This is a genomic window from Spongiibacter nanhainus, from assembly GCF_016132545.1.
Taxonomy (GTDB): domain Bacteria; phylum Pseudomonadota; class Gammaproteobacteria; order Pseudomonadales; family Spongiibacteraceae; genus Spongiibacter; species Spongiibacter nanhainus.
This window is the reverse complement of sequence record NZ_CP066167.1, coordinates 1,108,721-1,130,013: the sequence shown is the minus strand read 5'-3', so window position 1 is coordinate 1,130,013 and position 21,293 is coordinate 1,108,721. Positions and strand designations below refer to the sequence as shown.

21 protein-coding genes are annotated in these 21,293 nt (G+C 56.8%); 5 read left to right on the top strand and 16 right to left on the bottom strand.

The window, feature by feature from the left end; translation table 11 throughout:
* Positions 1-23: 23 nt before the first annotated feature.
* Complete coding sequence (locus I6N98_RS05120) at positions 24-335, top strand: hypothetical protein (protein WP_198570721.1); 312 nt, start codon at positions 24-26, stop codon at positions 333-335.
* A gap of 14 nt (positions 336-349) precedes the next feature.
* Here the strand turns inward: I6N98_RS05120 and I6N98_RS05115 are convergent, their stop codons facing one another.
* Together I6N98_RS05115 and I6N98_RS05110 are read right to left on the bottom strand one after the other, a co-directional pair.
* Positions 350-1,357: a tryptophan--tRNA ligase gene (locus I6N98_RS05115; protein WP_198570720.1), complete on the bottom strand. Its 1,008-nt coding sequence runs from the start codon at positions 1,355-1,357 to the stop codon at positions 350-352.
* A 79-nt stretch (positions 1,358-1,436) separates the two neighbouring features.
* On the bottom strand, positions 1,437-2,558 hold the full coding sequence (locus tag I6N98_RS05110) for a tRNA-queuosine alpha-mannosyltransferase domain-containing protein (RefSeq protein WP_198570719.1): 1,122 nt from the start codon (positions 2,556-2,558) through the stop codon (positions 1,437-1,439).
* 119 nt (positions 2,559-2,677) lie between these two features.
* Between I6N98_RS05110 and I6N98_RS05105 the strand changes: the two genes are divergently transcribed.
* Complete coding sequence (locus I6N98_RS05105; RefSeq protein WP_198570718.1) at positions 2,678-3,469, top strand: enoyl-CoA hydratase/isomerase family protein; 792 nt, start codon at positions 2,678-2,680, stop codon at positions 3,467-3,469.
* Between the two features lie 39 nt (positions 3,470-3,508).
* Here I6N98_RS05105 and I6N98_RS05100 read toward each other — a convergent pair whose 3' ends face one another.
* Genes I6N98_RS05100 through tsaB form a run of 4 tightly spaced genes read right to left on the bottom strand, consistent with a single transcriptional unit; the run spans position 3,509 to position 7,251 of the window.
* Positions 3,509-4,789 (bottom strand): M18 family aminopeptidase, encoded by a 1,281-nt coding sequence (locus tag I6N98_RS05100; RefSeq protein WP_232787468.1) that lies wholly within the window; start codon positions 4,787-4,789, stop codon positions 3,509-3,511.
* A 46-nt stretch (positions 4,790-4,835) separates the two neighbouring features.
* Complete coding sequence (locus I6N98_RS05095) at positions 4,836-5,714, bottom strand: NAD(P)-dependent oxidoreductase (RefSeq protein WP_198570717.1); 879 nt, start codon at positions 5,712-5,714, stop codon at positions 4,836-4,838.
* A gap of 25 nt (positions 5,715-5,739) precedes the next feature.
* Positions 5,740-6,540 carry an undecaprenyl-diphosphate phosphatase gene (locus I6N98_RS05090; protein ID WP_198570716.1) on the bottom strand — a complete coding sequence of 267 codons (801 nt, stop codon included), beginning with the start codon at positions 6,538-6,540 and terminating at the stop codon, positions 5,740-5,742.
* A gap of 30 nt (positions 6,541-6,570) precedes the next feature.
* Positions 6,571-7,251, bottom strand: coding sequence for a tRNA (adenosine(37)-N6)-threonylcarbamoyltransferase complex dimerization subunit type 1 TsaB (gene tsaB, locus I6N98_RS05085; protein WP_198570715.1), 681 nt, complete (start codon positions 7,249-7,251; stop codon positions 6,571-6,573).
* A gap of 114 nt (positions 7,252-7,365) precedes the next feature.
* Here tsaB and mobA point away from each other — a divergent pair, with 114 nt between their 5' ends.
* Entirely contained in the window at positions 7,366-7,935 is a 570-nt protein-coding gene (mobA, locus tag I6N98_RS05080; protein ID WP_198570714.1) for a molybdenum cofactor guanylyltransferase MobA, read from the top strand.
* Between the two features lie 216 nt (positions 7,936-8,151).
* Here mobA and I6N98_RS05075 read toward each other — a convergent pair whose 3' ends face one another.
* From I6N98_RS05075 to adk, 3 genes are all read right to left on the bottom strand, one after another.
* On the bottom strand, positions 8,152-8,982 hold the full coding sequence (locus tag I6N98_RS05075; RefSeq protein WP_198570713.1) for a hypothetical protein: 831 nt from the start codon (positions 8,980-8,982) through the stop codon (positions 8,152-8,154).
* Positions 8,983-9,159: 177 nt separating this feature from the next.
* Positions 9,160-10,146 carry a ferrochelatase gene (gene hemH / locus I6N98_RS05070; RefSeq protein WP_198570712.1) on the bottom strand — a complete coding sequence of 329 codons (987 nt, stop codon included), beginning with the start codon at positions 10,144-10,146 and terminating at the stop codon, positions 9,160-9,162.
* A gap of 129 nt (positions 10,147-10,275) precedes the next feature.
* Positions 10,276-10,923: an adenylate kinase gene (adk, locus tag I6N98_RS05065; RefSeq protein ID WP_198570711.1), complete on the bottom strand. Its 648-nt coding sequence runs from the start codon at positions 10,921-10,923 to the stop codon at positions 10,276-10,278.
* A gap of 494 nt (positions 10,924-11,417) precedes the next feature.
* On the opposite strand from adk, the gene I6N98_RS05060 reads away from it, so the two are divergent.
* On the top strand, positions 11,418-11,753 hold the full coding sequence (locus I6N98_RS05060) for a type 1 pili tip component (protein WP_198570710.1): 336 nt from the start codon (positions 11,418-11,420) through the stop codon (positions 11,751-11,753).
* Between the two features lie 7 nt (positions 11,754-11,760).
* On the opposite strand, the gene mazG is transcribed toward I6N98_RS05060, so the two are convergent.
* From mazG to cysM, 3 genes are read right to left on the bottom strand one after another with little or no spacing between them, the layout of a single operon-like run.
* The gene (mazG, locus tag I6N98_RS05055; RefSeq protein ID WP_198570709.1) at positions 11,761-12,567 is read right to left on the bottom strand and encodes a nucleoside triphosphate pyrophosphohydrolase; all 807 of its coding nucleotides are present in this window, start codon (positions 12,565-12,567) and stop codon (positions 11,761-11,763) included.
* A complete protein-coding gene (gene relA / locus I6N98_RS05050; RefSeq protein ID WP_198570708.1) occupies positions 12,567-14,783 on the bottom strand; it encodes a GTP diphosphokinase in 2,217 nt (738 codons plus the stop codon). Before relA ends, mazG begins: the two co-directional genes overlap by 1 nt.
* Before the next feature lie 50 nt (positions 14,784-14,833).
* Positions 14,834-15,739, bottom strand: a complete 906-nt coding sequence (cysM, locus tag I6N98_RS05045; RefSeq protein WP_198570707.1) for a cysteine synthase CysM — start codon at positions 15,737-15,739, stop codon at positions 14,834-14,836.
* A gap of 148 nt (positions 15,740-15,887) precedes the next feature.
* Here cysM and I6N98_RS05040 point away from each other — a divergent pair, with 148 nt between their 5' ends.
* Positions 15,888-18,557 (top strand): ATP-binding protein, encoded by a 2,670-nt coding sequence (locus I6N98_RS05040; RefSeq protein WP_198570706.1) that lies wholly within the window; start codon positions 15,888-15,890, stop codon positions 18,555-18,557.
* A gap of 13 nt (positions 18,558-18,570) precedes the next feature.
* Here the strand turns inward: I6N98_RS05040 and acpS are convergent, their stop codons facing one another.
* The 4 genes from acpS to rnc are packed head-to-tail and all read right to left on the bottom strand — an operon-like array spanning position 18,571 to position 21,289.
* Positions 18,571-18,954 carry a holo-ACP synthase gene (gene acpS / locus I6N98_RS05035; protein WP_198570705.1) on the bottom strand — a complete coding sequence of 128 codons (384 nt, stop codon included), beginning with the start codon at positions 18,952-18,954 and terminating at the stop codon, positions 18,571-18,573.
* Positions 18,951-19,682, bottom strand: a complete 732-nt coding sequence (gene recO, locus I6N98_RS05030) for a DNA repair protein RecO (protein WP_198570704.1) — start codon at positions 19,680-19,682, stop codon at positions 18,951-18,953. The genes acpS and recO overlap by 4 nt, the downstream gene beginning before the upstream one ends.
* Before the next feature lie 24 nt (positions 19,683-19,706).
* A complete protein-coding gene (era, locus tag I6N98_RS05025; protein ID WP_198570703.1) occupies positions 19,707-20,603 on the bottom strand; it encodes a GTPase Era in 897 nt (298 codons plus the stop codon).
* Between the two features lie 8 nt (positions 20,604-20,611).
* Positions 20,612-21,289: a ribonuclease III gene (rnc, locus tag I6N98_RS05020; protein WP_198570702.1), complete on the bottom strand. Its 678-nt coding sequence runs from the start codon at positions 21,287-21,289 to the stop codon at positions 20,612-20,614.
* Positions 21,290-21,293 lie beyond the last annotated feature (4 nt).

Genomic DNA, 21,293 nt, shown 5'->3' with positions numbered 1-21,293 from the left:
CCAAACACCCTACGGGCCCGCGCATGAAAATTTCGCTGTTTTTCTGCTGCCTCGCCATGCTGTTTATTTTTGCCAGTAAAGCCTCGGCTGAGGATTGGCACAGTGGGCCGTGGCCGGTGATTAGCGAAAGCAATGTCCGTTCGGAAGCCCTGGAACAGCAAACCTTACAGCTCCATCTCCTCAAGACCAATTACCCTGACACTGGCCTTAAGCGCCACTCCCCTATGGGCAGCAAACCTTCAGAGCTGCCCACCAGCTACCGTTTTAGCAGCGACAAGACCGGATTCAATCTGCTGATCGACATCACCAGCATCTCCATCACCCGCTCCTTCTAAGCACCGCCTATGCCTTAGGCAAAAGGGGCAAGTCCCACCGCGCGGCGCACTTTCGACAGCATGCTCGCGGCTTGCTCCCGGGCTTTTTCTGCACCCTTTTTCAGCTCTGCATCGAGGAAACTGCCGTCTTCCAGAATCTCTTCGTAGCGGGCCCGGGCCGGCGCCAGTTGTTCATTGATCAATGCAAATAGCGCCTTCTTGGCCTCACCCCAGGCGATGCCGTCCTCAAAGCGCTGGCGCATGTCCGCCGTTTGTTCTGGTGTCGCAAAGGCCTGCCAGATTTCAAACACCGTGGAATCGTCAGGATCCTTGGGCTCACCAGGTTCCAGCAGGTTGGTTTTTATTTTGTTGATGTGCTTCTGCAGCTTCTTCTCTGGCAGAAACAAGGGGATGGTATTGCCATAGCTTTTACTCATCTTGCGACCATCCAGGCCACTGAGCACAGCAACAGAATCGTCCACCACCGCCTCGGGTAGGGCAAAAGTCTCGCCGTAGAGGTGGTTAAAGCGCTGGGCCATGTCCCGCGCCATCTCCAGGTGCTGGATTTGATCCCGCCCCACCGGCACCCGGTTAGCATTGAACATCAAGATATCCGCCGCCATCAGGATCGGGTAACTGAAAAGCCCCATGGTAATGCCGTAGTCTGGGTCGTCGCCGTTATCGACATTCTCCTGCACCGCCGCTTTGTAGGCGTGGGCGCGGTTCATTAGACCCTTGGCACAGACACAGGTCAGAACCCAGGTCAGCTCGGTAATTTCTGGCACATCGGATTGGCGGTAAAAAGTGGTGCGGTCAGTATCCAGGCCCAGAGCCAACCAGGTAGCGGCGATCTCCCGGGCGGATTGGTGTACCTGCTTGGGATCGTGACACTTGATCAGGGCGTGATAGTCGGCCAGAAAGAAAAAGCTGTCCAGATCGTCCCGCTGGCTTTCGGCGATTGCCGGTCGAATCGCGCCCACATAGTTGCCCAAATGGGGGGTGCCGGTGGTGGTGATCCCGGTGAGCGTCCGCGCTTTTGCCATATCCTCAGGTCCTGTACTTAAAAATGTGCCGCCCCGGCGGCGAAAAAGGCGCTTATGATACTGACTGCGGCCGAGGGTGTCACCGACCCGATTTCTTGTGCTCGGCCAATGCGCGATCAAACTGGCTGCGATACTGCGGAGCCAGGCACTCCCAGTACAAGCCGTCGATATTGCATTCTGGCAGCGTACGCCGCCGTTTCTGCTGCCAGCGACGGGATAACATTTGCAAAGCCGACGCCGTTTCACCGCCTCCCTGCTGGCCGCAATAACGGAATTGCTCCCCAAACCATTCTCCGTAACACAGTCGGTCAGGCACCACCGGCACACAGCCGGAGGCAACCGCTTCCAGTACAGCCAGCCCCTGAAAATCATGGATCGCGGTGGACAACACCACATCGCACTGCGACAGACAGCGGCGATAAGCCTCAGCGTCATCCACAAAACCAAAATTCACCAAACCAAGGCTTTGACTGCGCTCTATACACTGCTGCACAGCCTTAAACTCCGGGGGCTGCCGCCGAAACTGCTGACCGACAATACTGAAATCCACCGGCAAACCCTCTGCTTCACAGGCTTCCACCAAAGCCAACAGTCGTTGTGGGCCCTTGTCGTACTCCCAGCGATGATTCCACAGCACCGACAAGCGCTCCCCCGGAGGCCGAAGGCTGGCTGACTGAGGTTCGATACCCACCGGCAAGACCTCGCTGCCGGCAAGGCGCTCAGCCACCTGCTCCCGGGGCACGTAGTCAGGCAGGCGCGCCAGCAAACTGTCGCAACCTGCCATAAAAGTGTCTCGGTTGTAGTGACTGTTGAACAACACTTTATCTGCCGCCACGGCGGTATAGAGATTGAGAATCTGTGGCTCCACCGACGCCAATTGGCGATCGCTCTGAGGATAGGCGAACTGATTCTCGTGAAAGTAAACCACATTGGGAATCCGGGTCAGGGCCGGCACCAGGCCTCGCAAAGCCGATAAATCCGTCATCGAGGTGGCCAGCAGTAAGTCGTATTCCCCCTCGAGAACCTCCCGCTCAAGCATTGCCCAGCTCAGACTGTTACCCCGGAGCCGCCAACTAAAATGGCGTGGAGGCAGGGCCAATACTGTCCAATCAGCGCCTGGTATATGGCGCTCAAGCCCCGACAACCACTGCGCGTGGCTCTGGGCATGGTAGGCAGATAGGGCAAGAATACGTGTGGTCATGAGAAAGTTTCCCGGCGCAGCGCGGGCAAGGATAAAGCGCTCATTCAAGACTGTAAATTGACCGGCGCCAACAGCTACTCTAGTCTTGCCGCTGGATTTTTAGCCTGAGACACAGCCAAATGACCGATTTCCAATACCTGACTCTAGAAAAACAGGACGGCCTCGCCACCTTGCGCCTTAACCGCCCCGCCGATGCCCACAGCATAAATGTGGAGCTCGCAAGAGAACTGATGTTGGCGGCGATTGATTGCGACGAAGACCCAGATGTACGGGCAGTGCTGCTCACCTCCTCGGGGAAGATTTTTTGCGCCGGTGGAGACGTGCCCAGCTTCCACGCTGCCGGCGATCAAGCCCCGGCTCTGCTCAAGGAAATTACCACTTATCTGCACGCCGCCAGCTCCCGGTTTGCCCGCATGCGCTCACCATTAATTGTTGCTGTTAACGGCACTGCGGCAGGCGCCGGCTTTAGCTTAGCCATCGCCGGTGATTTAGTGATCGCCGCCGAGTCTGCCAAATTCACCATGGCCTACACCGGCCTCGGGGTCAGCCCGGACGGCGGGTCCTCCGCGATTCTTCCTCGACTGGTGGGCCTGCGACGGGCGCAAGAGTTAATGTTTACCAACCGCCTGCTCAGCGCAACTGAAGCTCAGGAGTGGGGCCTGGTCACCAGCGTGGTGGCCGACGATGCCCTAGAGGAAGAAGCACTGAAACTGGCCAAGCGCATGGCGGCAGGCCCGACCTTGGCCTATGGCCAGATTAAAGCCCTGCTCCTCACGAGTAACGATACGGCGCTGGAGTCCCAACTCGAGCTGGAGAGCCGCGGCATCGCTAGCTGCATCGGCAGCGCCGATGGTCAGGAGGGCGTAGCGGCCTTTATCGAGAAACGCAAACCCAGCTTTAGCGGTCAATAAAAGGCCTCGTGCTGCCGCCCATAGCCGGGCGGCAATGCTTCAACGGTTAAAAAAGGCCGTTAACACTTTGCACAGGCTGGCCGCATCCCGGTGCCCCGCCAACTCCCGAATCGAGTGCATGGCAAAGGTCGGCACCCCCACATCCAGGGTCGCCACACCAATAGCCGATGACGTAATCGGTCCGATGGTACTGCCACAGGCCATATCGCTGCGCACCACAAAACTTTGCACGGGCTCCCCGACCTGTTCACAGAGGTGGCGGAAAAGCGCGCTGGTGTCGCTATTGGTGGCATAGCGCTGATTGACGTTGATCTTGATCACGGCGCCCTTATTTAACAGCGGACCGTGATTGGCATCGTGACGCTGACTGAAATTGGGATGGACACCGTGGGCGTTGTCTACCGACACCAGCGTAGAGTGTGCAATTGCCCGCTGCCAGCTGACTTCGTCACCCGCCACACGGCGCAGTACAGACTCCAACATGGGCCCCTGGGCACCACTGGAGGACTGACTGCCCACTTCTTCGTGATCGTTACAGACCAGCACTGTGTGCTGATCCGGCGCCGCCGAGATAATGCTCATCATGCCTACATAACAGGACAACAGATTGTCCAGCCGGGCACTGGCCAGAAACTCCCGCTCCAGCCCAACCCATTCTGGTGGCTGGCAATCGTAAAAACTCAGCTCGTAGTCCAGCACGGTGGCAACATCGTCGACGCCGCCTTCCTTCAGCAAACGCGCTAACAGGGTTTTGAAGTCGGGCTTTTTATCGGTGCAGGCCATTAACACTGGCAAGTCAGTTTGGGCGTTAACGGTTCGGTTGGAATTGGCTTCCCGGTCCAGATGAATTGCCAAACTGGGGATGACCCCGACCGGCCGCTGAGTGTCCAACAGGCAGCTTTGCAACTGACCGGCTTCGTCGCGGTAACTCACTCGCCCCGCCAAGCCAAGGTCGCGATCAAACCAGGGGTTGAGCAGGGCACCGCCATAAACCTCCACACCCAGTTGGAAGTAGCCCTGGCGATGCAGCACCGGCTCCGGCTTGACCCGCAAACAGGGGCTGTCGGTGTGGGCTCCCACCAAATGCCAGCCGCTGTCAGCCACTGGGGTTTGCCCCACACGGAACGCCACCAGCGAGCCGCCATTGCGAATGACATAGTAGGCTTTGCCGGCCTGTAGCTGCCAGTCGTCTTTTTCCTGCAGTTCCACAAAGCCGTTGGCCTGCAGGGTTTCAGCCATAGTGGCACAGGCGTGAAACGGAGTCGGGCTGCGGGACAGGAAGCGAGTCAGCCCTTCATTAAATTGCTCAAGCGTCATCATTTAAAAATCTCTCAGGCTGGTCGCCATGGCTCGATGTTTGTTGTATTCAATGTTGCTCGCCTTTCAATGAGGATTGCAGTGCCCTCAACAGACTGGAGGTGTCGTTGCGGCCACCGCCCAATTGCTGAACCTGGGCATAAAACTGGTCGACCAGGGCGGTAACAGGCAGCGATGCGCCCTGACGCCGGGCCTCGTCCAGAACATAGCCCAGGTCCTTGCGCATCCAGTCCACCGCAAATCCAAAGTCGTACTGGCCCTTCAGCATGGTGGACGCCCGGTTATCCATCTGCCAGGACTGCGCCGCACCGCCGGAGATGGTATCCAGCACGGCCTCCATATCCAGGCCAGCGCTCTGCCCTAAATGAATGCCCTCGGCCAAACCCTGTAATAAGCCGGCAATGCAGACCTGGTTAACCATCTTGGCCAGCTGCCCCGCTCCAGACTCACCCACCAGGCGATACTTGGCCGCGTAGCCGTCGAGCACCGGCTCGATTCGAGCAAAGGCTTCTTCGCGACCTCCGGCCATCACGGTTAACTTGCCCGCTTCGGCACCCGCCTGGCCACCGGAGACCGGCGCGTCGATAAAGGCGACCTGCTGTTTGTCACACAAGGCAGACATGTCCCGGGCCAATGCAGCCGAGGTTGTGGAATGGTCGACGATAACGACCCCGGCCTTCAAGTGCGCCAGCAAGTGCTCGCTAACCATAGCCCGAACATCCTCGTCGGCACCCAGACACAGCGCAACCACATCGGCTTCCGCGACCGCCTCGGCAACGGTTTGAGACACCGGCGCGCCGAAGCGCTCGCTCCATTGCTGAGCCCGCGCTGCACCGCGATTATAAACCCGCAGTGCACAGTCCGATTTCAGCAGATGCCCGGCCATGGGCGCACCCATCGTGCCCAGACCAATAAAAGCGACGTTCATGTTTGCTCCCCAAGCGAAAGAGGCATTACGGCATGGCCACCATGACAATGACAGCAGCCAATACGATGCGATAAATCACAAAGGGCATCATACCAACCCGCTCAATCCACTGCATAAAGGCGGCGATGCACAGATAGGCACTGAGCGCTGATACGGCAAAGCCCAATGCCAGATTGCCCCACTCTACCGGGCCGCTGCTCTGCAGCAACTCCAACAATTTGTAACACCCGGCAGCGGCAATAATCGGCATGGACAACAGGAAGGAAAAGCGCGCGGCGTCCGCCCGCCCCAGCCCCAACAGCAGGGCCGCCGTGATGGTAATTCCGGAGCGGGAGGTGCCCGGCACTAATGCGATGGCCTGAGCGAGGCCCACCAGCAGCGCAATCCCGATACCGATATCTGTGAGAGTTCGGTTTTCTCGACGGCTGTAATCTCCCAGCCCCAACAGCAGGCCAAACACCAATGTGGTGGTCGCCAGTACCGCGGCACTGCGTAAGTGCTGCTCAATCACATCGTTAAACAACAGTCCCGCCAAGACCGCTGGCATTGTTGCCAGAATCACCAACCAGGCGAGACGACTGTCACCCACTTCACGACGCTGTATCACCGAGCTCGACCAGTTGCCCAGCAAGCTCACAACGTCGCGGCGAAAGTAACCGATCACTGCCACCAGCGAGCCGATATGTACTGCGACATCGAAGGCTAAACCCTGATCCTGCCAACCCAGCAAGGTCTGGGGCAAAATCAAATGACCGGAGCTGGAGATGGGCAGAAATTCCGTTAAACCCTGGATCAATGCCAGAATGATGGCCTGTATGGGATCCATGAATCGATATTCCTTAATACGATGAAGCGTCTATTTCCAGGCGACACTTTCGCGCAAATAAATTGGGATAGCCTGGTCCGGCGACACCGCCATACCGTTGCTCCAGGCGCGTTCCGCAAGAGGTAGCATTGCTTTAGCGCGGGGCAGCATCGACGTATCCACAACCTGAGGCGCCGATGCCATAGAGAAACTATCTCGATACTGCCAACCGCTACCCACTGCGAAAATAGCCTGCTTACCATGCTCGTCTACCGAGACCGAGGTGGGCGCCAGTAAACGATCTTCATCTCTCGCTTCAACCAGCCCATGCGCCACATGGTAATCTCCCCAATAGACCTCATCCATGCGTGCATCCAGCGAAGCCAGCACCCGGGCACCATCGTCTAACTGGTGTTGAGCCACACAGGTCTGGGCCAAGACCGCCAGTGTAGAAAGGGGAATCACCGGACACGCTGCGGCAAATGCCAGGCCCTGAACCGTTCCCGCACAAACCCTAAGGCCGGTAAAGGACCCCGGACCGGCAGAAAAGGCAATGGCGTCGAGCTGATGCACGTCGATGTCGCATTTTTTTAGCAATGCGTCGATCATCGGCAGCAGCAAGCGGGTATGGCGGCGGGGCTCAACCCGAAAATCTTCCTCGATGTCGCCATTGACAAGCAATGCAACAGAACAGGCATCAGTAGCGGATTCAACGGCGAGAATAGTGGGCATAAATAAGCTTGGTGGCGCAGTTGGCATTGCAGTTAAGACGCGGGCATCATAGCACAGCTTCTCAGCCAGAGCGGGAAGCCGCGACCGGCCAACTAGCGGCTAAGGGTGAAGATAATGCCAAATGCAGATTTAACAGTACTGATTCTCGCCGGCGGCGCCGGGAGACGCATGGGCGGTATCGATAAAGGCCTGCTGGATTGGCAGGGCGCTCCCCTGATTGAACACCTTATCAACCGGGTTCACGACTGGCCCGGGCAGCGCCTGATCAGCTGCAATCGCAATCGCGATCGTTACACTCACTACGCCGACACAGTGAGTGACGAGCTTGTCGATTTCCAGGGCCCTCTGGCCGGCATCGCGGCAGGGTTTGCAGCCTCATCCAGCGCACAATTGCTCACCTTACCCTGCGACAATCCGCACCCGCCATTAAACTGCTACTCCCGGTTGAGCTCAGCATTACAACACAGTGATGCCGGCATTGCTTACGCCCATGACGGGCAGCGTGGCCAGTACCTCTACGCTTTAATAGACCGCCGCTATCAGTCTTCGCTACAGGATTATCTCGCCAGCGGTGAGCGCAGCGTATACCGCTGGTACGAGGGGGAGGGAGCCATTGCTGTCGACTTCAGCGACAGCGCTGAGAACTTTAGCAATATCAATTCTAAAGATGACGCGCCGCAGTAATGCCCGTGAGGGGTAGCTATCCAATCCGCTCCTGGTTGAGTCCGCAGCCTTAGCAGGTTTGTATCACCCCATCTTTTACATAAGCCCGCCAGGTTCAGACCACTAAAATCAGACAACCAAAAACAGTCACCCACAAAAAAGGGAGAGCTTATGCTCTCCCCCACTAAAGCTTACCTCGATCAGCGGCTCCGGTAGTGCCGGAGCCGAACGCCGCGATTACTTGGCTGCGGCCTTTTTAGCTGGTGCTTTTTTTCGCGCTGCTTTCTTGGCGGCCGCTCTTTTCGCCGGCGCCTTTTTAGCTGCTACCTTTTTGGCTGCTGCTTTCTTTGGCGCGGCTTTTTTCTTGCTAGCTGCCTTCTTGGGTGCGCTTTTCTTGGCAACCGCCTTTTTAGCCGTAGCTTTTTTCTTGGCGGCCTTTTTCTTGGTAGCCGCTTTCTTCTTCACGCCCACCTTTGCCTCAGCCAACAATTTGGCATCACCCACTTTGCTGGCCAGTTGCTTAGTGGCCTGCTTGTGTTTGCTGACCAACTTGCGCTCGATTTCCGCAAGCTTTTTCTTGTTCTCAGCCAAACGCTTCTTCTTAAAGCGCTGCTCGAACTGCTTAAGCGCTTTTTCCAGGTCGGACTCTGCTTTACTGGCAAGAGCCTCTGCGCGCTCATTAATTTTTTGACGTACAGCTTCTTCAGACGCCTTAATCTTGGCAACCGCTTTGGCACTGCTCAGGTCGGACTTACTCTTATTGAGCTTGGTTCGCGTCTGACGCAGTTTCGCATTGGCTTTGGTCAATGCCGCTTTGGCACGTTTAGCCGCTTTTTTATCGGCGGCTTTGGCAGACGACTTGGCTTTGGCTACAGCCGCTTCGGCTTTTTTCTTTGCCGCCGCTACTGATTCACGCTCCTTGTCGATCATGCTTTCTACTTTAGCGAGGCCCTGCTCGGCCTTTTTAACCAGCGCAGAATCGGCGAGCGAACTCTTACGGCGAGTTGCTGGTCGTTTTGCGGCACTGGCTTTGCGCCCCACTTTACGCTTCGGTTTAGCTGCAGCCATCTTTTATTCTCCTTAGTTAAAGGAAAGTCTTAGAAATGTCTTGTAAAAAATAGCACAGATAATAACCAGCGCAAAACATTCGGCACTATATACGGCGTTTTTTACGATTTTTTTCCATTTTTTTGTTTTTTTAACTCAGTTTCTTCAAAAACAATGGAATGAAATACAACTAACACCCTAATTGTGTAGTTCACGCAAGAAGGGTTCACAAAGAGTCAGAAGAGCCTCGGTATGAACAGCATGGTCATTGAGGCAAGGAATATAGTTGAACGATTCGCCGCCCGCGTCGCGAAAAATCTCCTGTCCTTCTCCATCAATTTCTTCCAGCGTTTCCAAGCACTCAACGGCAAATGCCGGACATATAACGTCAAGGCGTTTTACGCCTTGAGATGGCAATGCCGCCAAGGTTTTGTCGGTATAGGGCTGCAACCACTCGGCCTTACCCAGTCTCGACTGAAAGGTCATCATCCATTGATCTTCTTCCAACGACAGGGCCGCCGCCAGTGCACTGGCCGTTCCCTCACACTGCGATTGATAAGGGTCGCCCAGCTCAACATTGCGCTTGGGTATGCCGTGAAAAGACATTAACAGTTTGTCGCCGCGTCCCTTTTCTTGCCAATGTGCTCGAACGCGGTCGGCCAAAGCCTGAATAAAGGCGGGGTGATCGTGGTAATCCCGCAGCCAGCTCCACTGAGGTATATCGCGCTGGCGAGAGTAAAATTGGGTTACCTGATCCAGCACCGCGGCAGTCGTTGTCGCCGAGTACTGCGGAAACAGGGGCAGAAAAAAGATTCGCTCGACCCCTTCCCGCCCCAGACGTGACAGCACATCCTCAATACTGGGATCACCGTAGGTCATCGCCAACTCCACCTGTACAGGTGCAGATAAAGACTGCTGTTGAATAGCCGCCGCCAGTTGTCCCTGCAATCGCTCACAGAAGACCCTCAACGGGGACTGCCCCCCCATCCATATTTCATTGTAGTTTTTTGCCACACGGGGGGAGCGAAATGGCAAGATGATAAGGTTCAATATCAGCCACCATATGGGCCGTGGTACCTCTACCACTCGCCGATCGGAAAGAAATTGTTTTAAAAAACGTCTCACCGCCGTTGCGGTTGGTGCAGAAGGGGTGCCGAGGTTCACCAAAACAATGGCGGATTTCATACTCAGTTACCTGTTGTCGATGCAATTGAAAGTTATTATCCCGATACGACACCAGTAGCGCCAGAGATTGTCACGGACATAAAAAAAGGCGCCGAATGGCGCCTTTCATTTCTCTAGCGGGTCACTGGATCAGCTATCCAAGGCTGCCAGGACTTTTGCGGTAATCTCTTCTACAGAGCCTACGCCCTCGACCCGGGAATAACGCGGAGCGTCGTCACCAGAGAGGTTGCGATAAAAATCTACCAGCGGCTTGGTCTGCTCGTGATATACGTTGAGGCGGTTGCGAACCGTCTCTTCTTTGTCGTCTTCCCGCTGAATTAAGGGTTCACCCGTTTCGTCGTCCACCCCTTCCACCTTAGGTGGGTTGTAAACCACATGGTAAGTGCGGCCGGAGCCCTCGTGGGTGCGGCGCCCGCTCATGCGAGTCACAATTTCTTCGTCATCGACGGCGATTTCCAGTACGTGGTCGATAGACACCCCAGCGGCCTGCAAGGCTTCGGCCTGAGGAATGGTGCGAGGGAAGCCATCAAACAAAAAACCGTTGTTACAATCGTCTTCTGCAATCCGGTCTTTAACCAGTGCAATGATAAGGTCGTCTGATACCAAACCACCAGATGCCATCACTTCCTTCACCTTCAGCCCCAGATCGGAGCCCGCTTTGACAGCGGCCCGCAGCATATCCCCGGTGGAGATCTGCGGGATGCCAAACTTCTCGGTGATAAATTGCGCTTGCGTGCCCTTGCCGGCACCCGGCGGCCCCAAAAGAATTACGCGCATTATGTCTCTCCTCGATAGTGTTTCAATTCTGGAGCTGCAGTGAAGTGGGCGTCGCGGCAAAAGTACTGGCATCCACGCTACGGGGCGTCCTTTTTATGGGCTCCGACGTGCAAAAATATGGGGTTACTTCGCCGACCGAGGTCGCCTTGGGAGGGCTGATTAGCCGGCCACCACAGCAAAAGCCACCAACCATACACAGCTATCTGGGAAGGCACAAGCCCGACCAATGTCTAAACGGCTGGCGCGACGTGGCTTGATTAACACAATATTTGCACGGAATTTGCGTGATATTCACGGGATTTACTGGAGCGAAGGAAAGAAGATTTTAGCTAGATCATCGACTTATCGTCTCTAATTTACACTATCCACACAGTATGTCTAGGCGGACAATTCACAGCCAATATCCTGTGGATTCTGTGCCTTAAGTCGATATCATGAAGGTGTGGCTTGATTGATCCCTAAGACGACTCAGGTAGCTAGAGAGGACGCAGCCAATGACCGTGAAAGACTTGCTCAAACTCTGGGAGCAAACCGCTGGCGGTACACTCACCGCCGACACTTACGAGGTCCGCTTGCCTATCAAGGACGCCGCCCGGCTCCAGGCTCTGGCAGAGCTGTATCCGCGCCGCAGTGTGGAAGAGCTAATCAGCGACCTGCTTAGCGCCTCACTGGACGAGCTGGAGAGTGTGATGCCCTACATCCGCGGTGACAAAGTCGTTGCCACCGACGAAATGGGCGATCCGATGTACGAGGATGTCGGTCCCACCCCCCGCTACTTGGACCTGACCGACAAGTATCTATCTAAATACAAGCGCCAGGATCAGCACTGACACACCGTTATAAACCCTGGCGTTTGGCCTCGGTCCAAAACAGGTCCAGCTGTGGGTTAACCTCATCACTGCTTGATGCGACACCCTGTTCCAGGGCCCGGGCCTCAACATAACGGAAGCGCCGCTCAAACTTGCGCCCCGCGTCCCGCAATACGGCTTCCGGGTCGAGGGATAGGTGCCGACACAGATTGACGGCTGAGAACAGTACATCCCCCATTTCATCGGCGATTTTTGCCTTGTCGCCGCTTTGTCTGGCCTCTTCAAGCTCCTCCAACTCATCGTGAAGGGCGGCCACAACCCCCGAGATATCCTGCCAATCAAAACCGAATTGACGCGCCCGCTTTTGAAGCTTGGCAGAGCGGGTGAGAGCAGGTAGTGCAGCGGGAATATCGTCCATAAGACTGTGCTGAGCCTTCTCCCGCCGCTCCTCCGATTTGATGGCCTCCCAACGCGCCTTAATCGCGTCATCCTGAGGGGCTTGGCCATCACGCCGACTGTTCAGGGTCCCCTCGGGGAACACATGGGGATGGCGGCGCAGCAATTTAGCGGTGATATCGTTTACCACCTGACTAAAATCGAAGTTGCCCTGCTCACTGGCAAGCTGGCTGTAAAAGATCAACTGAAATAGCACATCCCCCAATTCCTGTCGCACCTGGGGCAGGTCGTCCTGTTCGATGGCATCCACCAACTCATAAACCTCCTCCAGCGTATGGGGCACAATACTGCGGAAGCTCTGCTTGAGGTCCCAGGGACAGCCGTCCACCGGGTCGCGAAGGCGAGCCATCAGGGCCTGGAGGTCGCTTATGTCGTACATCAGGACTCCTGTATCCGCGCCACCGATACCACGTTGGGCAGGCCATTAAGCCGACTAAACAAGCCGGACAACGCCGCCAGGTCACTGATCTCCAGCCGAATCTTCATGGTCGCCATATGATTGGCGGTGTCGGTGACGGTGTTCATAGAAATAACGTTGACCTTTTCGGTGGCCAACTGAAGAGTGATATCCCGCAACAAGCCCTGTCGGTCGTAGGCCTCGATTTCGATATCCACGGGATAGGTATCCACCTGGGCATCGGCCCAGTCCACCGCAATAATACGCTGGGGCTCTACACTCTGCAGTTGCAGCAGTTTGCTGCAATCCTGGCGGTGTACGCTGACCCCCCGACCAACGGTGATATAACCAGCAATCGCCTCTCCGGGCAGGGGTTTGCAACACTGGGCGAAGTGGGTCAGCAAATTGCCCACACCACTGACCTGAACCGAGCTGCCGTCGCTACTGGAACGGGACGGCCGCCGCAGGCGCAGCGCCGGTGTCTGTTCAGCGGTATCACGACCGACCAGCTGGTGCGCCACTTTGATGACTTGCACCGTGCTGATTTCACCGGCACCCAGGGAGGCGTACATATCCTCCACCGACGGGCAGTGCAGGTGATCGGCGATATACTTGTAGTCGATACTGTTCAGTGCCAAGCGTTTGAATTCTTTCTCCAGCAGGGCGCGCCCGGCCTGAATATTGTCCTCTTTGGCCTGCTGCCGGAACCAGTGCTGCACTTTGCTCCGCGCCCGCCCGGTCCGAAGGTAGCCCAGGTTACTCTGTAACCAATCGCGCCGGGGCTTGCCGTCTTTGCCGGTCAGGATTTCTACCCGCTCGCCGGTACACAGTGTGTAAGTCAGCGGCACAATACGGCCGTTAACCTTGGCGCCGCGACAGCGGTGCCCAACTTCGGTGTGAATATGGTAGGCAAAATCCAGGGGAGTGGCGCCGTTTTGCAGGTTGACCACGTGGCCCTCTGGGGTAAACACATAGACGCGATCCTGAGCGCGACTAAATTGCTCCGCGACATCGCTGGAACTGCCGCTCTCCTCGTGCCAATCCAGGACCTGACGCAGCCAGGCAATTTTTTCATCGTAGCTGCTGTTGGCTTTATTGCTGCGATCGGTGCCTTTGTACATCCAGTGCGAGCAGACACCAAACTCGGCCTCTTCGTGCATGGATTGGGTGCGGATCTGCACCTCCAGCACCTTGCCTCCAGGACCGATCACCGCCGTATGCAGTGAGCGATAGCCGTTCTCCTTGGGGTTGGCAATGTAGTCATCAAACTCGTTGGGAATATTCCGCCACAGGCCGTGAACAAGGCCCAACACGGTATAGCAGGACTTCAGATCCGGCACCAACACCCGCACAGCGCGGATATCGTATACCTGGGAAAAGCCGATGCCCTTGCGCTGCATTTTCCGCCAGATGCTATAGATGTGCTTGGCCCGGCCGGCGATCTCCGCCTGGATGCCTTCACTCTCCAGGGCGTTGTGCAGCTGCTGAATCACGTCGTCAATATAGTGCTGCCGATCGAGGCGTTTCTCGTCCAGGAGTTTGGCAATTTTTTTGTAGGCGTCGGGCTGTAGGTAACGGAAGGACAGGTCCTCCAGTTCCCACTTGATATGGCCGATACCAAGCCGGTGGGCCAGCGGTGCGTAAATATCGAAGACCTCCCTGGCCACCCGATAGCGCTTTTCAGGGCGATTTTTTACCGCACGAATCGCCGAAGTACGCTCCGCCAGTTTGATCAGCGCCACCCGTACATCGTCAACCAGCGCGACCAGCATTTTGCGGATAGTTTCACTCTGGGCTTCTGACTGTCCAAGCACCGGGGTATCCAGCTCGGCATTGACCCGGGAGATGGCCGCCATGCCCAGCACCCCTTCCACCAGTTTGGCCACATCGGCGCCAAACTTGGCCTTCAAGGTTTCCAGGCTGAGCTGCTCTTCCCTCACCGCGCGGAACAGCGCCGCCGCGATAAGACTATCCTGGTCCAGGTGTAAATCCGCCAGGATCTCCACCATTTCCAGAGCGGTGGGCAGACTGTCCCGCACCGCGCCGGGACACTGGGCACACTGCTCCGCCAACTCAAATGCTTTGAGAAGAGCAGCTTGGTCAACAATGCTGCGATCGATGGGCAGCCGCTCGATCCACCGCGTCAGATCAACGCGGCCATCGGCCAGCTGAGGGTAATCTTCTCGGACTTTAACCATAACGCTCCCAGAATTCGCGGCCGTCACCACGGCCACAGGGCTGTCGCCAATTAGGGCGTCAAAGCCGCATCAAAAACACCAGTGGACAGGTAACGATCGCCGCGATCACAGACAATCGCCACGATCAGCGCGTTTTCCACTGTGGCGCTGAGCTTGAGGGCACCCGCCACAGCGCCCCCAGAGGATACGCCGCAGAAGATGCCCTCTTCCGCCGCCATCGCCCGCATAGTTTGCTCGGCGGTCTGCTGATCCATATCGATGATGCGATCGACCCGGGTGTCGTCATAGATCGACGGCAGGTAAGCCTCTGGCCAACGCCGAATACCTGGAATACTGGAGCAGTCGTCGGGTTGCAGACCGACGATTTCGATGTCCGGATTCTTTTCCTTTAAATACCGGGACACCCCCATAATCGTCCCTGTGGTCCCCATTGAGCTGACAAAGTGGGTGATACGCCCGCCGGTTTGCTGCCAGATTTCCGGGCCTGTGCCCTCGTAGTGGGCACGGGGGTTGTCGGCATTGGCAAATTGGTCCAATACTTTGCCCTTGCCCGCGGCCTGCATTTCCAGTGCCAAATCCCGGGCGCCCTCCATGCCCTGGGCCTGGGTCACCTCGATCAATTCGGCGCCGTAGGCCGCCATGGCCAACTTGCGCTCGGTACTCATATGGCTGGGCATAATCAACACTAGGTGATAGCCGCGAATCGCCGCCGCCATCGCCAGGGCAATACCGGTATTGCCACTGGTGGCCTCGATCAAGGTGTCCCCAGGCTTAATCTCGCCCCGCTCCTCGGCCCGCAGTATCATGCTGATGGCAGGTCGGTCCTTTACTGAACCGGCGGGGTTATTGCCCTCCAGCTTAACCAGCACAGTATTGCTGGTATCACCCGGCAGGCGCTGAAGACGAACCAGGGGGGTATTGCCGATAAATTGCTCAATGGTGGGGAATTCTTTCATAGTATCGCCTGACAACGCTGCGCCGCTGGAATGTATTCTGATACCCGATTTTTAGCCCAGGTCGGATGAAACGCCAAAGGCCGATTAGATACAGCGCGATTTTTGGGCCATGATAATACCACTCCACCCGCAGAAGGCTCCAGCGAGCATGCTAAGGCAGTTTGGAATCAAGCACCGGATCATATTACTGGGCATCGCCCCCGTTCTGTTGCTGTGCTCAATATTGGGCAGCTATCTGGTCTACGCCCAGTTCCGTGAGTTACATTCACTGATGGCCGAAAGGGCCCTGGCCGCCAGCCGTCAGGTGGCGATTTTGGCCAATGAAGTGCTACGCCACAACCGCGACCAGGCGCTTGATGATCTCGCCCGGGCGGCCCTGGAGGAACCCGGTGTCCGCTCAGTGGCAATTTTCGACAGCCAGCAACAGTTACTGGCCCGGGCTGGGCCGACCATGCCTCCCCCGGACAGTTTCCCCACAGGCATGCAGACCAACTTGATCTCCGGCTCAGACAGCAGTCGAGAGAGCATGCAGGCAATTGCGCCTATCATCGCCCACCAGGACGGCACACCGCAGCTGGCCGGCACCCTGCAAATGCAGTTTAACTGGCACCACTACTCCCTGAGCCGGGCCCGAACCTTACTCCTTACCAGCCTGCTAGCCACTGTCATTCTGCTGGTTAGCATCGCGCTGATGGCGGCCATCAACCGATCTATTCAGCGCGATATCGACAGGCTCGTCAAAGCCGTGAAGGAGCTAATTGGCGGCGGCCGGGCCAATCATCCACAACTCTCCAGCCAGCACGAGTTCGCCGACCTGGCCGCCAGTTTGGTGGAACTGGATAGCAACCATCACCAGGCGCTACAGGAACTGCAACGCAATATCGAACAAAGCAACGACGATCTGCGGGAAACCCTGGAGACACAGGAAATCCAGAATATCGAGCTGGACCTGGCCCGGCGGGAAGCGGTAGAGGCAAACCGAATAAAATCCGAGTTTCTCGCCAACACCAGCCACGAGATCCGCACCCCGCTCAATGGGGTACTGGGCTTTTGTAAAATCCTGTTGAATTCGGATTTGGACCCCAGCCAACGGCAGTATGTGGAAACCATACGCAGCTCTGCTGGCAACCTGTTGACGATGATCAACGATATTCTGGATTTTTCAAAACTGGAAGCCGGCAAGCTGGTTCTCGATAACGCACCGGTAAATATCCGCGAGCTCGCCGAAGAAACCCTGGCCATCCTGGCTCCCAATGCCTACGAGAAACACCTCGATATCGGTCTGATTGTGGACCCAAGGCTGCCAGAGGCGGTCAGCATCGACGGTCTGCGCCTGCGGCAAATCCTCACCAACCTGATCAACAATGCCATCAAATTTACGCCCTCGGGCAGCATCCGTATCGAACTCAGTGCACTCCAGAGAGAGGCCTGTGACCTGGAGCTAAAGATCGCCGTTAGTGACACTGGCATCGGTATGAACCAAGATCAGCAGAAGAAAATCTTCCGGGAGTTCAGCCAGGCCGACGCCTCTATTACCCGGCAATACGGCGGTACCGGGCTGGGTCTGGTGATCGTAAAAGGTCTGGTGGAACAGATGGGCGGCGATGTCGGCGTCCACAGCACCCAGGGCGAAGGGAGTACCTTTTGGGTGACCGTCAAACCGGAACCGCTACTCAATGCAGTACCTGCGCGCAACTTCAATCAACTACAGGGTCACCGGGTTGCCCTCTACGACCGCAGCACGGTCCATGCCCAAGCAATCCGGGAAACCCTCCACAGCTGGCAGGCAGAGGTCCATCACTGCCAAGACTTGGAACAATTGGAATGGGGCTGCGAACACATCATTATTTGCCTGGATTCTCTTGAGGCTGAACGCTCTCTGCCCGAGCCTGCCGGGGGGCGCCGCTGCATCGTTATCGCCGCCACGCCACCCGAAAAAGAAGTGCCCGCTAATTTCATCTACCTGCGTAAACCGGCAACCCGGAACCAACTTTACGATGCGCTGACCCAAGGCGTGTCGCGGATTGACCACCAACAGCAGCACTACCCTGGCGCCAGCATTCTACTGGTGGACGACAACCCCTCAAATTTGCTGATTCTCGAACACTACTTACAGCCGTTTGGGGTGGCCTGTCAGCAAGCAAAAAACGGCCTAGAAGCCATCAAACTGTGCGAGCAGCAACACTTTGATTTGATTTTTATGGATATTCAGATGCCACAGCTGGACGGCATCGCCGCAACGGATGAAATACGCCGGAGACCGCTCAATAGCGGAACCCCGGTGGTTGCGGTTTCGGCTTACCTGTCACCGGAAAACCCCGAGCAACTGCGCCAAGTCGGGATTACCGAGTTTCTCAGCAAGCCAGTGGACGAGCACAAACTGGCCAAGCTTTTGGCTCAGTATCTCACCGCCTTTAGCCTTCCCCAGGATGCCAAGAGCAATGATGGCGATGACGACCAGCACATTGCCCGTCCCATCGATATCGGTCAGTGTTTGCAAAGAGCCAAAGGCAAGCCGTCGCTGGCGCGGAACATGCTCGTTATGCTGCTGGATGCCCTGCCCGGCCACCGCGACGAGTTAGCAAGGGCGCAAGACTGGGGGGATTGGGATGGCATTGGCGAAAGCAATCACGCCCTCAAGGGCGCCTGCTGCTACACTGGTACTCCACACTTAGAGCAGGCTGTAGCTGCCCTCGCGGACAAGCTTAACCGCGGCGACCAGTCGCCCCAAGGGGCACTGCAGGCAGTACTGGACGCCATTGATGAGTTGTTAGAATGGCAGGCCGATCATGAGATCAGTGTCCTTTTTGACGACTGAGCTTTTATAGGCCTCACGGCAGCCCGCTGAGTACCACAAAAGCCAGGGCATAGGGCCACTCATCACTGATCGACACGTGGGCCGCAGTGACACCTATTTCGTCGGCGGTCTGCTTGGCCTGGCCGGACAGATTTAGTTGCGGCGCCCCCACCGGAGTGTAGCTAACGGTAAAATCGTGGAGCTTAGCCCGGGCACCAATTCCAACCCCCAGGGCTTTGGCCGCCGCTTCTTTCACCGCATAGCGCTTGGCGAGATAAGCCACCGGGTTGTGGTGCTCTGCCCAACGCTGCCGCTCCTGCACATTGAGGACACGGCGCACAAAGCGGTCGCCATGACGGCTATACACGTCCTCTATGCGGCGGATATCCGCCATATCGGTACCGATGCCCACGATCATTTTGTCAGTTCTCCACGATCCCCGCCGCCAGCGGCCCCAACAAACAGTTCGCGACTGCGCAGCGGTCTATCGCCCAACAGCGGCGCCAGCGCCGAGCGGGTGAGCCGTTTGGCAACCCGTAGCGCTTCACCCTCAAACTGCCCGGCGGCGATTTGTAACAACACCTCGCCATCAAACCCCAACTCCCCCTCAGCAACTCGCTGCATACCGTATTCCGGCACAAAGCGATAGCGCCCTCGCGGGTCGACGGCACTACCGTTATCGGCACAATAGCCGGGCTCCACGCCATAACCCAAGGCCCGCAATAGCGCAAACTCATAGCGGCGCAATACCGCCTCACTCATCCCCGACTGACTCAGATCGGCGAGACTGTGAACATAGTGTTCAAATATATCCGGGTGGGGGTCGTGATCGTGCAGCAGGCGCTGAGTTAACTCGTTGAGGTAGAGACCGTAGAACTGCACCTGTCCGGCCAAACGGTACTGACGCTGGGGCTGCACATCGCTGAGGGTTTTCAGTTCGGTACGTCCCCGCCAAGATAACAACAGCAGATTAAAGGGCTGCAACCCGGCTCGCCAGGCCTGACGAGATTTACTGCCTCCCCGCAAGCCCTTCACCACACAGGAGACCTTGCCCTGGCGGTGACTCAGAACATCGATAAGCGCACTGCTGTCGCGATAGGGACGCAGGTGAAGAATAAAGGCCGGCTCAGCATCGATGTGGGACATGATCTTTGCACCCGGGCAGCCGCATTACTCGTTGTCGTTATAACCCAAACTGCGCAGGGCCCGCTCATCGTCGGACCAGCCCGACTTGACCTTGACCCACAGCCGCAGCATCACTTTGCTGTCAAAAAGCTTTTCCATATCCCGCCGGGCCTCGGCGCCAATTTGGCGCATACGGGAGCCACCCTCGCCAATAATGATTTTTTTCTGCCCGGCCCGCTCCACCAGAATCAGAGCACTGATCTCGGTCAGCTTGGGTGAGGTTTTAAACTCTTCAATCTCTACCGTCACTTCGTAGGGCACTTCCTCGCCCAGCTGACGCATGACTTTCTCCCGCACCAGCTCGGCGGCGAGAAAGCGCTCGCTGCGGTCGGTAATTTGGTCTTCCGGGTAAAAGTGGACACTTTCCGGTAGGTAGCGCTCGATCAGCGCCTCCAGGTCGTCGCGGTTGTGGCCCCGCAGGGCCGACACCGGTACGATTTCCGCGAAGTCGTGCTTTTCGCCCAACTGCCCGATAAGCGGCAACAGCGCCTTTTTATCAGCCAAGCGGTCCACCTTATTGATCACCAGAATCACCGGGCAATCGACCTGTTGGATGCGCTGCAGAACAATATCGTCTTCGTCGGTCCACTGGTCGCGATCCACCACAAACAACACCAAATCGACATCTTTAAGGGCCGAGTTGGCGGTGCGGTTCATATAGCGGTTGATGGCCTTTTCATTGCGGCGATGCAGACCGGGGGTGTCGACGTAAATCGCCTGACAGTTGCCTTCCGTTTTAATGCCCAATACCTGATGGCGGGTAGTTTGCGGCTTGCGTGACGTGATACTGAGTTTCTGACCCAAGATATGGTTGAGCAGCGTGGACTTGCCCACATTGGGGCGTCCAACAATAGCGATAAAGCCGCAACGCGACGCGGTCATAGTCTGTCCTATCGGTATTTTTCGAGTAAATCGAGAGCGTGTTGGGCCGCGGCTTGTTCCGCCTTGCGACGACTGCGCCCTTCAGCGAGCACAGCTTTGTCCAGCATAGCCACACGACAGGCCACCACAAAGGTTTGCGCGTGCTGCTGCCCCTGAGCGTCCTGCACCTGATAATCCGGCAATGGCTGCTTGCGAGCCTGAAGAAACTCCTGCAAACGGGTTTTGGCATCCTTGTGGCTGGCCTTGGGATCCAGCGCATCCAGGCGGCTTTGGTATTGCACCAAAACCACTTGCCGGCACGCTTCAAAACCACCGTCTCGGTAGATAGCCCCCAAAATTGCCTCAAAGGCATCGGCCAGAATAGATTCCCGGCGGTGACCACCGCTGCTGCGCTCTCCCGCGCCCAGCTGTAAATGCTCACCCACACTCAGCTCCCGGGCCAATACCGCCAAGGCCTTGCCGTTCACCAAAGCCGCGCGAATGCGACTCAGCTCTCCCTCTCTAATATCCGGGAAACGGCGGTACAAATCCTCGCTGATAATCAAATTGAGCGCAGCATCACCGAGGAACTCGAGGCGCTCATTGTTTTCGCCACCGGCACTGCGGTGGGTGAGCGCAACCTGAAGGAGTTGGGGATCGGCAAACTGATAATTCAGCTGTTGCAGCAGTGTAGACAGGTCAGACACGGGC